The organism is Nocardia asteroides (assembly GCF_021183625.1).
GTDB classification, from domain to species: Bacteria; Actinomycetota; Actinomycetes; order Mycobacteriales; family Mycobacteriaceae; genus Nocardia; species Nocardia asteroides_A.
This window is the reverse complement of the sequence record NZ_CP089214.1, coordinates 5,584,502-5,601,695: the sequence shown is the minus strand read 5'-3', so window position 1 is coordinate 5,601,695 and position 17,194 is coordinate 5,584,502. Positions and strand designations below refer to the sequence as shown.

The window sequence follows — 17,194 nt, the reverse complement described above, 5'->3', positions numbered from 1 at the left end:
ACGCGAAGGCGAAGTGCGACAGGGGATCAGCTGTCGAGAGTGCCCAGGGTGAAGGGGATGTCGACGTCGGGTAGTTCCGGGTCGTCGGTGCGGAGGAGCGGGGTCTCGGCGTCATCCCTGAGGGCGGTGCGGAAGGCGATTCCGAGGTGGGGCCCCTCGGTGGGCTCGGTCCCCTCCGTGGGCTCGGCCCCCTCGGTGAGCTCGGCCCCATCCGTGGGCTCGATCCCCTCCGTGGGCTCGGCTCCGTCCATGCGCCCGGTTCCGGCCATGCGCTCGATCGCGGCCGAGAGTTCGGCCTCGTGCGCGACCGTGGCCTCGTCGGGGTGGTCCGGCGCGGCCGCGGGGTCGGCGTCGTTCGGGGTGGTGGTCGCGCCACGGGGGGCGGGGGTGTGCACGGCGCCCCGGGCGGACAGCCGCGCCTGCTCCTCGGGCGGCTCCTGGAGCAGTCTGTGCTCGGAACGCAGCGTCGGCTCCTCGGGGAGGAGTATGCGTGCGGATCGCCGCGTCGGCTCCCCGGGCAGCGGTGGTGGTGGCAGGGCCGGGGCGACCGGCGGCGCGGTGTCCTCGGCGGCGGGGGGCTCGTCGCCCGGCAGCCAATCGATGGGCGGGCCGTCCGGTGCGTGGAACTCCGGAAAGTGCTCCCACTCCTCCGGCCAGATCCGTTGCGGGCGGGCGCGGCCCGGTCGCAGCAGTCGCGGTCCGCGGTCATCGGATGGCGCCTCGGAAGCGGAGTCGTCCTGATCGGACTCGCCGTCCGGCACCGGTTCCGGATCGGTGGGCGCGTCTGGAGCGGTCGGCGCATCCGGGCCGGTCGGCGCATCCGGATCGGTCGGCGCGCCCAGGGTGGTTGGGGCGCCAAGGGTGGTTGGCGCGCCGCCGGTGTCCGTATCGTCCGGCGCCGGAATCAGCGTCTCCTGCTCGTCCGGAGTGAAATCCGCAGGCGGGCGCGCGCCGAGCACCGGCGTTGCGTCACCGCCGAGGGGCGAAACCGGACGCTCCGGCATCTCCTCGTCCACGAGGGGCGAAACCGGACGCTGCGGCACCTCCTCGTCCACGAGGGGCGACACCGGACGCTCCGGGAGTTCGGCGGCACCGAGTGGAAGCTCGTCCTCGGACATCGCCGAGATCGGCCGCAAGAGCGGGGGAAGGGGGCCGGAGAGCGGCGTGTTCAGCGGGGATATCGTGAGCGATCGCGGCGGGAGATTCGCCGCCGACTGCTCGGTGTCCCGCCGCTCGAACACGGCGCGGAAATCGCGCAGCGCCTCGTCCACCTCCGGCTCCGGGTCGGCGGCGAGGAACGGCGGGGCCTCCGCGCCGAGGTGTGAGTCCGGCTGCCGGGGCGCCGCCCCCACCCTGGCGGGTGCGCGATCGGGGCCCGCGGCGGCCATCCGCCGCATCAGCTCCGCCTCGGTGGTGTACGCCGTCCATACCGTGGCGTCCGCGGGCAGTTCCAGCGCTTCGGTGGGGCGCTGGGCGTAGGGCGCGCCGAGCATGGTGTTCCACCAGGTGATCGGAGCGCCGGGCACGGTGGGGCCGAGCACGAGCAGCAGGCTCGGCGCCGGATCGCCGGGGCCGAGCACCTCGGCGACGGCGATCGAGCCGAGCGGCCGCGCCCGCAGCTCGCGCTCGATCTCCGCGGTCCGCGCGTCGGTGCCGTCCAGCCCATCGATCAGCTCCAGCGGGGCGCCGAACCACTGCTCCAGCTCCTGCCGCGGCAGCTCGAGTGCCGCGGCATCGCGGTCGAGCCCGTCGTCCACGTCGGCGTCCACGCCCGGGACCGCCAACCGCGGGTGCCCCAGGTAGCTGGAGCCGGTGGCGACCAGCGCGTCGTACGGATCCAGGGTGCGCCGCCCGGCGCCGGACCCGCGGTACCTGACCAGCGCGCCGATGACCGCCGGGTCGGTGTGCGGAGTGCCGGGCGGCACCCGGTCCAGCAGCGCCGCCCGGCGCCGGGCCGCCGCCCGCACCTGCTCGATCGAGGACGGGATGTAGGACAGGGCGGTGGTCGCCGCGGCGACCGCGGGCGGCTCCGTCGAGAACACCCCGGTCTCCGGGTCGAACCACAGCGGGGCCGGGCCGCGCAGCGGGTGCACGACGCCGAAGGTGTGCGAGCGCCCGTCGGCGGTGGTGACCTCGACGGAGGCCATGCCGCCCGGGGCGACCGCGTCGGCCACCGTCCGCAAGGCGTGCACCGGGTCGCCGCCGGCGGGGATCGCCCCGGCGATCCGGCGGGTCCCGAGGAACTGCTCCATGACCCCCGTATCGCCCCGGCCCGGGTGCACCGGCGAGACGTCGAGCAGCGCGCCCGCCACGTCCGGCCGACCGGCGAAGGTGGAGAGCAGCGCCGCCGTCACCGCCGCGTGGTTGCGCACCGGCCCGGCCTGCGCTCCGTTCATCCGGCTGCCGTAGGCGGGTCTGCCCGGCGGGTAGCTGCGCGGATCAGCGCCTGCCGCGAAGCCGTCGTCGACCCGCATATCCGCCTCCAGCTCGGCGCGGTGCGCGGGGTCGACGGGCGCGTACCGCCCGGGGAAGGCGTCGGCCGACGGCGGGGTGAGCACGACCTCGTCGGAGAGCTCGGCCGCGACGTCCTCGTCCTCGGACTCGGCATCGGGGTCAGCGGACTCGTCGGCGTTCGAGGCGACGGCGTCGTCGTCGTCGCTGGAGTCGTCCCAGACCGAGATCGTCGGCACCGACGACGCGGGTGAGGGCGGCCGCGGCTCGGCGGGGGAACCCGGGGGCTGGAGCAGCGCGAACGGCCGCAGCTCGGCGATCGCGGCGCGGAGCTGCGCGCCGGTCGCGATCAGGTACAGCACCGGGAGGTCACCGAAGGCCGCGGGCAGCACATCCATGGTCCGGCCGGTGAGCGGTTCCAGCCACACCGGGGTGCTGTTCGCCGGCAGCTCGGGGTAGGTGAGCACCAGGTGCAGGCCGACGTGGTGCGCCTCCCCGATCACCGCGATCGCCACCGATCCCGGGCCGAACGGCGGGGATTCCAGCTCCCGGCGCAGCATGTCCAGCCGCTGCGCGGCGGGGATCGAGCGGTCGTCCAGCGTCCGCGGCGGATTCCGGAACAGCCGCCGCGCGGCGGGCCTGTCGGTCGGCCGGCTCAGGCCGTCGAGCTCGCCCAGGTACCCGGCGGTGACCATCGACCGCAGCCGCGCGACGGCGATCCGCGGGTGCCCCGCGAACGTGGTCGCGGCCACGAGCGCCGTTCCCATCGGCGGGAACTCCCTGCGCGGGCCGGTGGGTCCCGCGGCCACCAGTGGCCCCCACGCCTCGCCGCCGGGCCGGAGCGGGATCCCCGGGTGCACCGAGTGCCTGATGCCGGTGCCGTCGGAGATCGCCTGTCGCAGCCGCCGCTTGCGCTGGAAACCCTCCAGCACCCGCTTGGCGTCGCTCGGGTAGAAGGCCACGGCCGCGACCTTCTTGATGAAGGATTCGCTGAGCGTCGGGCTGGAGGCTCCGCTCTGGCCGTCGCTCCACTCCGGGTAGTCGGAGTTGGTCGGGTAGGTGATCGCGATGGCGTGGGATATGTCCGAGCGCTTCGGCGTCCCGTCCGCCTCCAGCTCGAGCGTGCCGTCCGGACCCGCGATGCCGTAGGTGACGCTCACGTAGGCGAACGAGCCCGGCTTCGCGTCGTAGATCGCGTCCCACACGGCCTGGAACTGCTCCGGCACGCTGCGCGGCGCGCCGGAGGCGTCCGTGCTCAGGTCGATCTGCGGCGAGTTCAGCCAGCGCTCCGCGAGCGGGTCGGTCCACAGATTCCAGTCGTAGGGGTCCATCGGAAACCGCGCCCCCGCGACGTCGGGCAACCCGATGAAGGTCGACAGCACGGCGAGCGTCGTCTGCGCGCAGTTGTTGAAGCGCCCCGCCGTCACCGGCCCCGGCTCGTTGATGTGCGTCAGCCAGCCCGGGGAGCCGTCGGCGTCCCGCCGCGGGTTGACGTAGGCGGCATAGCCGGTCGGGAGCCACAGGCGGTCGCGCAGCCGCTGCAGCGCGCCGGCGTCCACGCTGCCGTGCACGCCGGGAATGGCCTCGGCGGAGGGCCGCGTGATCAGGGCCATCTCGTCCAGGCTGAGCGGCGGGTGCGCGGTGGTGAGCGGCTGCGGCGGGGGCAGCGCGGGACCGGCGGGCGGGCTCTCGGCGAGCGGGTCGACCGTGATCTGGCTCGACCCGGCCATCGCCAGGGCGCGGTGGCTCGGCGACGCCGATGCCGCACGCAGCGGCTCGGCGCCCCCGTCGAGCTCCTCGACCCGCCCGGGGCCCAGCGGTGCCGACGCCGCGGGGCGGTGCGGCAGCCCGGCCTGCGGGGCGGGGTGCCCCGGCGTGCCCGGCCGGGAGGCGGTCGGGACGTGCGGCCGGAGGAAGGCGTCGTACAGCCCGTCCGCGCTGCCGCTCAGGTAGCGGACCCGGTCGTTCGGCCCGCCGAGGGCGGGCGGCGACGCGGTGAAGGTATCGGTGAGCGGCTGCCACCAGAGCGGCTCGGAGCGCCCCGGCTCGTCGGGGTAGACGGCGAGCAGCGGCGTCGGCGGATCGTCGCCGACCAGGACGGCCGCGATCGCGCCGGGGCCGACGGCCGCGATCTCGGCGTGGATCTCGGCGAGCTGCGCCGGGACGGTAGCGGCGGCGGGAACCCGCCAGTTCTGCCCGTAGACGAGCCCCAGCGCGTCGAAGGCGCCGATATCGCGCTGCGAGCGGCGGATACCGGCGGCCCCGTCCGGGCTGAAGCGGCGCCGGATCGGCGCGGCGAACTGCGGGTACGACGCGAAGCTCGCGCTCGCGGCGCGCAGCACCAGCGCCGGGTGGTACTCGGTGTCGGTGCCGGAGCGCAGCAGCACCCGGCGCCCGTAGGAGCGGCCGCCGACCGACGAGTGGGTCTCCGGGTTCATGGCGCGCAGGTAGCCGCCGGACGTCCGGTCGCGCAGCGAGCTGCGCAGCGACTGCCCCTGCGCGCTCCCCTCGGCGATCGTCCCGGTGTCCGCGGCGATGATGGCGACGGCGGCGGTCCGGTCCCTGATATCCGATGGCAGCTCGGCCGCGACCCAGCCGGCCTGCGGGTCGCTCCAGAGCGGGCGGTCGGCCGGCATGCCCGCCGGGATGCCGAAGCGCTCCGCCAACGCCGGGTCGGGGTAGATGAGCGCGATCACGTGGCCGGCGCCGAGCTCCGGGGTGATCCCGTCGTCCTCGTACTTCGTCTGCCTGTTCTCGTCCAGCACGGTCCAGTAGATCTCGACGTCGACGAAGGTGCCCGGTCCGGCGTCGCGGACCATCGCCTCGAGTGCGCGCAGCGCGTCGGCGGCCGAGACGGCGGGCGGCTGGGCCGCGATCCGGCTGGAGCCGAGCCACTGCTCCGCACCGGCCTGCTGCCCGACGCCGCCCTCCAGCAGCGAGTACTGTCTGCGCCCCGCGATCTCCGGCTTGCCGAGCGAGGTGGAGATCAGGGCGATCACGCAGAGCGCGCAGTTGTCCCGGCCGCCGGGGCCGGTCAGCCCCGGCCCGTTCACGAACCGCACATACGGCTCGCCCCACGGCGGGTAGACGCCCGGATTCCGGTGCGCCGCGTACCCCTCCGGGGTCCGCAGCCGCTCCTCCTGGGCCCGCAGCAGCCGCAGGTCGGTGCTGCTGACCACGCCGGGCGGCATGGTGCTCGCCGAACGCGGCAGCTGCTCCAGCTGGGCCGGGGTGAGCCGAGGCACCCGTGGCACCGGCGCGGATTCGGCGGGCGCGGCCGGAACCGGGGTGTCGAAGAAGGTGGCGGCGTGCGCCAGCTGGGCGGCGGTGACCGGGATGAAGGTCACCGAATCGGCGTGGTCGACGATGGTGCCGGTCACCGTCGGCGAGGTGTAGTTGCTCTGCGTGTCCCACCAGAGCGGCGCGGGGCGGCCCTCCGGGAAGACGATCTGCCGCACGTGATCCCGCGCGCTGAAGAACTTCCCGTCGGGGCCGACGCGGAACAGGCCGTACTCGTCCCTGGCCAGCGTGGAGGTGAAGACCACGGTCGCCCAGCGCGGGCCGCGCCGCGCCATCCCGCGCTGGATCGCCTCCAGGTGCTGCCGCGCGGTGCCCGCGTCGAAGTACCTGCGGTGCCTGCTGCCGAAGTACTGCGCGAGCCGGTGCATTCCGTTCGGGTCGGCGACCGCCGGGTGCCAGGTGGCGGCGGCGACCGCCGGATTGCCGAACCAGGTGGAGAGCCCGTTCAGCACGGTCTCCGGGCAGTTCTGGGTGCGGCCCGGCTCGCTCATGCCCGGCCCGTTCACCAGCCGCCCCGCCGGGAAGGCCGGGGACGGGAAGGTATCCGGGTCGAAGTAGGGCGTCGGGCCGTTCGGGCCGGTCACCGCGCGCGTCAGGGCCAGCTGGTACTCCGGGTTCGGCTCGGGGCGGTAGCCGCCCGGCCCGAGCGGCCTGCTCGCCGCGGGCGCGGGGAAGGGCGCCGGCACGGCTCCCGGGGTCGCGCCCGCGATGACCTGATCCCTGGTCGCCGGGATGAACCAGAGCGCGTTTTCGTCGCGCAGCAGCCCGGCGGGCGGCTGCTCGGAGGTCAGGCGGGTCGCGGGCTCGAACCACACCGTCTTCCGGCCGGGGGTCGCACCGGGCGCGCGGTGCTGCGGCAGCGGGTGCATGAGCACCGCCACCCTGCTGGTCACGTCGAGGCCGGAGCGGTCCGGCTTGTCGCGGTAGGTGAGCGCGAGCACCAGCGCCGCCGAGCCGGGTGGCATCCGTTCCACGCCCGCCTGGATCACCGCGAGCTGCTGCGCCGGATCGCGGCCGGCGCCCGCCGCGCTCAGGAAGCCGCAGTCGAGGTAGGTCTCGGCGCGGATGTAGGGGTCCCAGCCGTTCGGGTCGGACTCCGCGCCGTCCGAGTGCATCCCCGGCGCCAGCGGGGCCGCGACCTGCGGATCGCCGAAGTGGGTCGAGAGCGTCGTCAGCGCGGTGTCGAGGTCGTTGCCGGTGCCGTTCGGGTTGACCCACTCCACCCAGGGCACGGCGTCCGGGTTGCCCGGGTCGTTGGGGTTGGTCCTCGGGTCGACGCCGGCGACGGGCCTGCCGTCGACCCACATCAGCCCCTCCAGCGCGAGCTGATCCATGATGTCCGGCTCGGCGTAGAGCCCGGGGCGCTCCGCGCGGCCCGCGGTCACGTCGGGCAGCGCGCGGTCGCCGGGGGGCGGTGCGGGCCGGGCCGGGCGCGGCGTCCGGTCGCTCACGGCCGCGAGTGCCCGCAGTCCGTGCCTGGTCGGGGTGGCGACCACCAGCTCGGCGGCTGCCAGCAGGTGCAGCGGCGGCGTCCGGTAGATCTCCCTGGTCAGCGGAGCGCACCAGAGCGGCCTGCGCGAGCCGAGCGGGACGATCACCGCCAGCGAGACCGTGCCGCGCGGCACCTCGACGCCGTTCACGGTCACGGTCCCCGGGGTCGCCGGGCCGGGGCCGCGCAGGCTGACCGCCGCCGCGGCGCCGGGGCCGAGCAGCTGGAGCTCGCGGTGCAGCCGGTTCAGGTGGGCGGCGAGCTCGGCCCGGTCGCCGGTGAGCACCCGGGGCGGGCCGAGCCACTGCGCGGTGCGGACCAGGGCGTGCCTGGCCGGATCGGCCGACGAGTGCGCGGCCGCGGTCGTCGGGTGCCCGACGAAGCCGGCGAGCTGCGCGTAGACCGCGTCGTCCGGGTCGATGCCCGGCTCCGCGGTGTCGCCCTCCCCGGTGACCAGCTCGAAGGCCCTTCGCGCGCGGTCGTCGGTGAGCGGATTCGCCGCCACCAGAACGCCATCCGCGGTGCGCACGACCTGGGTCAGCTGCCGGTGCCGATCCAGATCCTCGGCGGCGAGCGGGGGTGGCGGCGGGACCGGATTGCGGCGCGGCGACAGCCGGGCGGGCGCCACCTGCCCGTCGTCCGGGTCGGATTCGGTCGAGGCGGTGGATTCGGCGTCCGACTCCGATTCGGACTCGTCGGTGGTCAGGAAGGCGTCGGTGAAGCGGTCCGACTCGTTGTCCGGCTCCGACGGATCGGAGTCGCTGGGCTCCGGCCCGTCCGTGTCGGGATCCGACGGATCGCCGTCCCCGCCGGGATCGGCGCCGCGCCGCCGCTTCGGTTCGGGGGAGCCGCCGGGCCCGTCGGGTCTCCCGCGCTTGCCCCCCGCCGGCTCGGCGCCGGGATCGGCTCCGCTCTCGTCCGGCAGCCCGGCGGTGCGCACGGGCTGCGACACCAGGGGATTCGGCGCGACGAAGGACACCGCCATGGTTTCGCTGATAGTGGTACGCAGCGTCTCCCCGGTGGTGATGAGGTACTCCACCGGCACCGTCCCGTACCCGGACGGGATGCCGGTGTGCACCTGACCGCTGAGCGGCTCCACCCATATCGGTGTCGAGCCCGGCGGGTGCTCCGGGTACATCCCGACCAGCACGGAGTTGCCCACCCGGGCGATCGCCACCGAACCGGGGCCGTAGGGCGCCGCCGCCAGCTGCTGCGTCACCCGGCCGAGCTGGAAATCGGCGGGCCACTGATCGCCGAGCTGCTGGACCCGGCTCCGGAAGAGCGGCTCCAGCCCGATCAACCCGTCCGGAGTGGTGATGGCCGGGGTCACCGCGGCTGCGTCCACCGCGGTGTCGACCCGGAACGGCACCGTCATGCGTGGAATCCCGGCGAAGGACAGCGCCATGGCCGCGGCGGCTTGGACGGGGTCGGTGTACACCCCGGGACCGTGCTCGGCGACGAGCGGGCCGAAGGGCTCAGCGCCCGGCTCGGCGGGCAGCCCCGGATGCTGCGACTGCCGGATGCCATGTGCGGTCGTCAGTGCGCGCCACAGCCTGCCCCTGCGGATGGCCGACCCGCGCACGCTGTTCGCGTCCGAGATGGCGGCGTCCAGGGTCGCGGTGTTGGCGACGTACTGCGGGGGCAGGCTCTCGGTGAAGGTCCCGCTCTGGGCATCGCACCAGACCGGGCGGGTGGCACCCGCGGGGAAGACGAGGGCGATGGCGTGCGAGCCGTTGTACTGCGGCGAACCGTCGGAAAGGGTCATCGGATTCCCGGCCCCGTCCTTGACCGCCCAGCGGACGCGCACGTAGGCGAAGGACCCCGGCCCCTGGTCGGTGACCTTCTGGTAGAGGTCACGGTACTGCTTCCGGATCGACCGGTTCCCGGCAGCGTTCCAGCGGTACCTCGCGTCCGAGAGGAGCGTGCCGAGCCAGCGTTGCGCGATCGCGTCGCCGTCGAGGCCGGGGTCGACCGAAGCCAGCGAGGACCGCGGCGCGGCCACGTCGGGCAGGCCGATGAAGGTGGAGAGCAGGGCGAGCGTGCAGACCACGCAGTTGGTCAGACGCCCGGGAGCCTGCTGGCCCGGGTGGTTGATGTAGGAGATGTACGGGTTCCGCGGGCTGGGGTAGGTACCCGGGTGCTGGTACGCGGCGTAGGTGCCGCCCCTGATCCGCATGACATCGCGGAGCGCGGTGAGCGTGGGCAGATCGATCGAGGCGAGCACGGGGGCGAGCTCGTCCCTGGAGGGAAGGGGAATCGAGACCTGGCCGGGCACGGCGGGAACGTTTCGCTGGGCGGCGGGGTCGAGCATCTGCTGGACGAACCCGTCCAGCGCCCGCCGCCGCGCCGCGGAATCGGCGGACAGCCGCCCTCCGTCGCCGACCGGATCGCTCGACCGCCGCGAGGAGTCCGCGCGGAACGGGTTGGTGGACCCCCCTGGGCGGAACGGGTTCTTGGACCGCCCGGCGGCCGGCGCGATGGGGCTCGCGACCGCCGTCCCCGCCGGGGCGCTCGCGAGCCCGGGGAAGAAGGTCGCCACGTGCGCCAGCTGGGCGGCGGTGACCGGGATGTAGTACATCCCATCGGCGTAATCCAGCACGCTGTCGGTCACCTCCTCGGAGGTGCTGAAGGACTGCGCGTCCCACCAGACCGGCCGCGGCGCGTTCTCCGGGAAGACGATCTGCCGCACATGCGCGCGGGCGTTCAGCGCCGCCCCGTCGGGTCCGACGCGGACGCTGCCGTCCTGGTTCCGCGCCGTCTCGGTGGAGAGCACGAGCGCCGCCCAGCGCGGGCCGCGCAGCGCGATATCCCGCTGCAGCGCCGCGAACTGGTCCCGCACCGGCTGCGCATCCGGGTACTGCCGCAGCCGGCCGCCGAGGTAATCGACCAGCCAGGCCGAGCCGCGGACGGGCTGCCGATCGGCGGCCCAGCTGGCGTGGGCGGCCTGCGGGTTGCCGAACCAGGTGGCGAGCGAGCAGGCGGTGACCTCGCCGCAGTTCCGCCCCCGGCCGGGCATGCCGGTGCCCGCCCCGTTGATCATGCGGCGCAGCGGGGCGGCCGGGCTCGGGAAGCTCCGCGGATCGACGTGCGCGCGCGGCCTGCCGTCCGGTCCGGTCATCGCCTGTTCCAGCGCCTGCTGGTACGCCGGATTCTCCAGTGGCCGGACCCCGTCCGGCCCGATCACCCGGAGGTGCGCGGGTGACGGGACCGGAGGTGGCGGCGCCCCCGGGGTGGCGGCGGCCAGCACCTGCTCCCTGGTCGCGGGGATGAAGGACAGCGTCCCGCGCTGGCGGCGCAGCCCCGGCGGCGGCTGCTCGGTCACCTCACCGGTGACCGGATTCAGCCATACCGGCGCGGTTCCGTCGGCCGGGTGCAGCATCAGGAAGGCCGTGCTGCGCACGCGCCGCCCCGGCCCGGTCTCCTCGGCCTGCACCACCAGCGCCGCCGCGCCGGGGCCGAGCCTGCGCACCCCCGCGGCGATGGCGTTCAGCTGCTGGGCACGGTTGCCGCCGGCCAGCCCGGGGTCCATCAGGCCGCAGCCGAGCCAGCGCTCGGCCCGGAGCAACGGTGCGGTCCCGTCGCCGACGGTGTCGATGCTGTCCGAGTCGACGCCGGGCGCGAGCGCGGCGGCCGTGCGCGGTAGGCCGAAGAAGGTGGCGAGCGCGGAGAGCGCGCTGTCGACGACATTGCCGCTCCTGGCAGCCCCGCCGCCGGGGTTGACCAGCCGGCCCCACGGGGTGCCGCTCGGATCGGCCGGATTGGTCCGCGGGTCGGCGCCGATCCGCGGTGCGCCGTTCACCGTCATCGCCGCGGCCATGGTGTCCTGCGCGGCCGGGTCGACGGGCCGGTAGACGCCGGCCGGGCGGTCCGCCGCGGGGTCGGGCAGCGGCTCCGCCGGGGTGGCGGGCGCGGGCGGCGCGATCGCCGGGGACATGGTCGCGGCGGCGAGCACCGCGGGGCCGTGGTCGGCCTGGATGGTGACGAGCGAATCGCCGTCGGAGATCTGGTGCGTCGGTGGCGCGTCGTAGCTGCGCCCGCGGTCCGGGTTGATCCACACCGGTCCCTCGGCGCCGAGCGGGTACACCACGGCGAACGAGGTGGTGCCGCGCTCGACCCGGACCCCGCCGATCTCGACGGTGCCGGGCGAGCGGCCGCTCGGGAAGCGCAGCGTGACCAGGGCCGCGCTGCCCTCGCCCGCCTCCGCGATCGCCAGGTGCAGCCGCTGCATCTCCGCTGCCAGCGTGGCCGGGGGGCCGCTGTGGTGCCTGACTCCGCCGAGCCACCCCGCCGCCCGCTGCAGAGCACTGGGCCCGGCGTCGCCCGGGCTCAGGTAGGCGGGGGCGGTGGGGTGGCCGTGGAAGGTGGCGAGCAGGGCGAGTGCGCGCTCGTCCCGGTCGTCGTGCGCGTCGGTGACGTCGTCGTTGTCGTCCGAGAACTCCGCGACCGGCGGGTCGGCGAAGACGCGGTACTCGCCGTTGTCGGTGCTCATCAACTGCTCGATCCGCTGCTGCCGCGCCGGATCGGTGACCGGGCGGCGCGGCGGCGGCGGCACCGGGTTGCGGGCGGGGGTGAGGGCGGCGGTCGGCAGGTCGTCGGCCGTGGCCGGTGCGGCGGGCATCCCGGGATCGGCGCCGTTCGTACCGGGGATCGCGGCGGCGGGCTGTTCGACCGCGGTGGTCGCGGGCGTCGTCCGCGCGATGCCGACGTCGATCGAGGGCGTGCCCGACCGGCGGGGCCGCGTGCTGCGCTCCCGCACCACGCCCGCCTGCACCATCGGCAGCACCGGGAACGGCAGCGCGGCGGCGGGATCGACCGACGCCGGCGGCGGCTCCGGCTCCCCTTCCGTGCTCTCCCGCTCCGGCAGCCCGGCGGCGGGCGGGGCCGGGGCGAGCGGAACCGTGGTCTGCAGGGGGCGCAGGGCGCGCGGCTCCGGGCTGTCGGTGCCGCGGGGGGCCGCGGTGCGGTCCTGCTGCGGCGGGGCCGCCGAACCGTCCTGCGTGCCGCGCGGCGCAGCCGGACGTGGCTCGGGCCGGAGCTGCTCCCCCGGAGCCTGGGTACTGTGCGGGACCGGGGCGGGCTGCTGGACGAGGAGCTCCGGCCGGAGGGGCGGCTGTCCCCCGCCGATGACCTCCGCGGCCGGGAGCGGCTGCCGCACCTGCTCGATCGGCTCGCCGTGGCCGACCGGGCCCGCCGCCTGCTCGAGCAGTTCGAGGCCGTTCGGCTCGCGGCCCCCGAGCCGGGGCTCCTCGCCGGGGGCCCCCGGCTGGCGCTGCTCCTCGGCACCGTCCGGCTCGCGGACCTCGCTCTCGACCTCGCTCTGCTGCGCCGGCCCTGGCTGCTCGGCGACCTCATCCTGCTGCACCGGCTCGGCCTGCTCATCGGCTTCGCCCTGCTGCACCGGCCCGGGCTGCTCAGCGAGCTCATCCTGCTGCACCGGTCCGGGCTGCTCAACGGCCTCGTCCTGCTGCACCGGCCCGGGCTGCTCAGCGAACTCGTCCTGCTGAGTCGACCCCGGCTGCTCGGGGGCCGCGCCCTGCTCAAACGAGCCGGGCCGCTCGTCGATATCGCTCTGCTCACCGTCGCCGGGCGTCCGGTCCCGGTGCTCGACGGGCGAACCGGGCTGCTCGGACGTCCGGTTCTCGGCCGCCGCGGCCCGCTCCCGCTGCTCGCCCGACTCCACCGGCGAACCCGTGGTGTCCCGGCTCTCGACCCGCTCCGGCGTCTCGCTCCGGTCGGGTTGCTCGATCGACGTGGTGTTCGTACGCTCCGGCTGCTCGACATCGCCGGTCCGCACCGGGGTCTCGGCCCGCTCGGGCACCGCCGCCTCCGTCGCCCGGTCGCCCTGCCCGCCGCCCTCGACCGACGCGCGGCGATCGGACTGCTCCGGCGTCCCGGAGCGCTCGTCGCCCGGCTCCCCCTCGACCCGGCCGGGTTGCGGCTCGGCCACCCCGGTCACCTCGGCCCCGGGCTTCCCGGTCTCGGAGACCTCCCCCGGCACCCCGGAACGCTGCGGCCCCTCCGTCGGCTGCGCCGCCGATTCCGTACTCGCGGCGGCGACGTTCCCCTGCTGCGTGATCGGATTCCCGCCAGCCAGCCGCTCCGGTGCCACCCCGCCTCGCGGCGCCGCCTGCTCGGCGGCGGGCCGCCCGGACTCCCCTGGCACCGGCGCTCCGGTCGGGGCGAAGACGGCGCTCTGCCCGCCGGTGCCGGTCGAGCCGACCGGAGCGGTCCGCGGCTGCGATCCGTCGATCGGCTGCGGGCCCCCCGGCGCCGATTTCCCGTTCACCCCGAAGCCGGGCGCGGGGCCGGGCATTACACCGGCCTGCTCCGGCTCACCGCCGCCGGGCGGCGCCTTCTCCTCGCCGAGCCAATCCTGGCCCTCCGCACCCCCGGCCGCGCCGAGATCGACACCGAGCGGGACGAAGCCGCGCACCCCGCCGACCCCGCCGACCAGCCCGCCCTGCACGAACCCGCCGACGATCGACTCCGGCGTGAACGCCTCCCCGATGGACTGCCCGGCCGCCAGCGTGGCGACGACGCTGCCCGCGATCCCGCCGATCCCGTCGCCGAAGGCCCCGACGCCCGCGCCCCTCGCCCCGCTGCTCCACACACTGCCCGCCCCGCCGAGCCAGTCGTCGAGCTTGCCGCCCAGCCACTTCGACGCGGCGTCGCCGACCACCTCGCCCGCCGCGCCGCCGAGCATCGACAGCCCGAACTCCTGCCCGTCGAACTCCCTGCGCGTGCCCGCCGCCATCTGGCTCAGCTGGACGAGCCCGTTGAAGAACGCCTCCTCGCCCGCACCCTTGATCGCGGTGGTGCCGATGACGCCCCAGCCCTTGGCGGTGGGGAGCACCCGGATCCCCTTGTAGATGTACTTCTTCGAGGCCGAGGCGCCGAGCCTGGCGGCGATCGCGGCGATCGAGTTCACCATGGCCCGCTCGGCGCCGGCCAGCACGGCCCGCGCGGTGGCCAGCGCCGCCGCCTGGTTGACCGCCACCGTGGGCGGGAAGAGCCACGCCATGGCCAGCTCGATGACCAGCCAGCAGAGCGTCACGATGATGGTGATCTTCTGCGCCTGGATCTCGGTGCCCATGTCGAAGGCCATGTCCGACACCGAGCGTATGTGCTTCGCCAGCATCTCCAGCGACTGGTCCCCGGTGCGGAGCTGATCGAACCGGGTGGCGATCTCCTCGGTGCCGACGCCGTCGCGGTAGGCCGCGAGGCTGGCCCGCTTGGTCGCGTCCACGCCGGGCAGCAGGGCTTCGATTCCGTCGGCGGCGGCGGCCCAGGCGGCGGAGACGGCGAAGGCGGCGTCCTCGTCACCCTCCGGCCAGGGCGCGCCCGCGATCCACCCGATCCAGTGCAGTTCCGGGGGCAGTTCGAGGCTCATCGCCGCGCGGCTCCCGGTCGCGCAGGCGGGGCCACCGCTACCTCCCTCACGAACTGTCCGAACAGCGCTCGACCGTGCTGTCCCAGCCGCCCAAGCGTAGAACGCCGCCGCCGGAACCGCACCTCGCGGCATGCACCAGCCGAATTGCCACAGAGCGCAATTGACGTCCCGGACACCCCGGGGTCATCCGGCGTTCCCGGTTCGGCGACACTCTGAACGCGCACCCCGCTCGTGGTACCGGAGGAACGAGAACCCCATGACCCCAAGTCCACCCGAGAACGACGAACAGGTACACCGCTACCTCGCCGAGGTTCTCGGCACCGACCGCCCGTTCGCGGTCTACCCCTGCGAGTACGGCTGGGTCTGCCAGCAGCAGCTCACCGACGACGAGCTCGCGGCCGGCATGGGCATGGGCCTCGGCAACTACGTCGTGGATCGGCGCACCGGCGCGGTCACCGCGCACACCAGCCTGCACCCGCTGACCATCGGCGAGCAGTACGACGAGGACGTCCGCGCCGGAAACCCGGTGCGCGGCTACCAGCTATACCCCCCGCTCTGGGAGATCGACATGCACCGCGTCGCCGATACCCCGGCCGAGGTCCGGTACCGGGTCACCGCCCGCTCCCTGGCGGAGCCGCCCGCCGAGGAGCCGAGCGAGCACCTGCTGACCATCGACAAGCAGAACTACTACTACAGCACCGACAGCGAGGTGACCCACACCGCGTGCGGCCACGCGGTGGTCTGGGCGGAGCAGCAGGGCAGACCGAGCGGGGAGTGGCCGGAATCGGGCACCTTCCGCGCCTGAGACTCCGCACCCACAACGAGGACGCCAGCCCCCTAGACTCGGGGCAGGCAGCATCGGCCGCAAGGGGGAACCGGTGGAGGACAGGGCTAGGGGTATGACGCGGCGATTGAGGAGGCGCGGGCGCGAGGCGCTCGACCGGATCGGACCCAGGCGGTCCGAGGATCGGGTCATCGCCGAGGCGGCGCAGTACTGGACCAGCCCCGCCGAGCCGGCGTGGGCGGGCAACTCGCACTGGCGAACGGGAATCCCCGGGCAGTGGGAGCAGGTGGGGCAGGACCACCTGGCGCTCTTCGACAAGCTCGCGCGGGTGCTCGACGCCCCGCCGTCGTTCGGAACGGTGCTCGAGTGGGGGTGCGGCGGCGGCGCCAACGCCGTCGCCTTCGCTCCCCGCGCGAAGCGGTTCGTCGCGGTCGACGTCGTGCAGGCGAGCCTCGACGAATGCCGCGCGCACACGCTCGCCGCCTGCGACGTCGACTTCGAGCCGCTGCTCGTCGAGGTCGAGAAGCCCGAGGCCGCCGTGGCGGCGATCGGGCGCGCGAGCTGCGATGTGTTCCTCTGCCTCTACGTCGTGGAGCTGCTGCCCTCCGCCGAGTACGCCACCCGGATCCTCCGGATCGCCCGGGAGGTGCTCGCCGCGGGCGGAGTCGCCTTCATCCAGGTCAAGTACCGCGACAGCGACGGCAGGACCGCCCCCAGGCGCAACTACGCCCGGAACCTCGCCTCGCAGACGATTTTCCCGATCGACAAATTCTGGAAGGTCGCGGAGGAGAACGGCTTCCGGCCGGAAGCGGTTCACCTGGTCCCGGAGAACGAGCTCGACCGGAACTACGCGTATTTCCTGCTGAGCGCGGCCAAGAACACTCAGCGGCTCGGCGGCGGCAGATAACCCACCGGCCAGACAGTGCTGTCGTCGTATTTCACGCCGGCGACGGCGACTCCGCTCAGATCGACCCCGGTCAGCTCGGCACCGCTCAGATCGACATGCTCCAGCGACGTCGACCCGAACCGCGCCCCGCTCAGGTCGGCATTCTGGAACCCGACCTCGTTCAGGTCACACTTCTCGAAACTCGCGCCGGCGAGGTCGGCGCCCCGGAACGTACTCCGCCATACCGCGGAGTCGTTCATCGCCATCCCCCTGAGGTCGGCCGAGTCGAAGTTCGTATCGAAGACCGTCGACGAGTTGATGACGGAGCCGCTCAGGTCGGATTCCCGGAAATCCGTATTCGTCAACGTCACGTCCACCATCAACACGCCGGCCAGACACGCGCCGCCCACATCGACGGCGTGAATCTCCTCGCCGCGCGTCTTCGCCTCCCCGTCCTCCTCGTACCCCCGGCGGGCGATCGCGGTCGAAGCGGCCTCGATATCCGGAGCGACCGCCGCATCTCCCCCGATCGAGTCGCACGACTCGCCGACCGGCGCATGCGTCCGGACGAACGCCGAGAGGACCGAGAACACACCCCAGTGATCCCGAGGGGAATCGACCGCCAACCGCTCCAGCGAATAGATCGCGCCGAGCCGAATATCGAGATTCTCCGAGCCGAGCTGCGACACCGCCTTGTAGTACCGGTCGTTGATCTGCGTCTCCCGCTGCGTCTCGACCTGCAACCGGCTCGCCTCGAACGACCTGGCGGTGAAGAGCACCGCCCCGATAGCCGTCAACGCGGTGACGAGCCCCGCGACCTCGGCGATGGTGATCCCCCGGAATCGCTCGGCCACGCCGCGGAGGAAATTCCGGAGCGCGCGAAATCTGACAGCA

At 74.5% G+C, this 17,194-nt stretch carries 4 protein-coding genes; 2 read left to right on the top strand and 2 right to left on the bottom strand.

The annotated features are described in order from the left end of the window. Positions 1–26: 26 nt before the first annotated feature. On the bottom strand, positions 27–14,630 hold the full coding sequence (locus tag LTT61_RS25835) for a toxin glutamine deamidase domain-containing protein (protein WP_269821801.1): 14,604 nt from the start codon (positions 14,628–14,630) through the stop codon (positions 27–29). Between the two features lie 256 nt (positions 14,631–14,886). Here LTT61_RS25835 and LTT61_RS25830 point away from each other — a divergent pair, with 256 nt between their 5' ends. Both LTT61_RS25830 and LTT61_RS25825 read left to right on the top strand, forming a co-directional pair. Next, positions 14,887–15,435, top strand: a complete 549-nt coding sequence (locus tag LTT61_RS25830) for a hypothetical protein (protein WP_233016621.1) — start codon at positions 14,887–14,889, stop codon at positions 15,433–15,435. 94 nt (positions 15,436–15,529) lie between these two features. Then, complete coding sequence (locus LTT61_RS25825; RefSeq protein WP_233016620.1) at positions 15,530–16,321, top strand: class I SAM-dependent methyltransferase; 792 nt, start codon at positions 15,530–15,532, stop codon at positions 16,319–16,321. Here the strand turns inward: LTT61_RS25825 and LTT61_RS25820 are convergent. Continuing rightward, a complete protein-coding gene (locus LTT61_RS25820; protein WP_233016619.1) occupies positions 16,297–17,154 on the bottom strand; it encodes a pentapeptide repeat-containing protein in 858 nt (285 codons plus the stop codon). The genes LTT61_RS25825 and LTT61_RS25820 overlap by 25 nt on opposite strands. Positions 17,155–17,194: the final 40 nt, after the last annotated feature.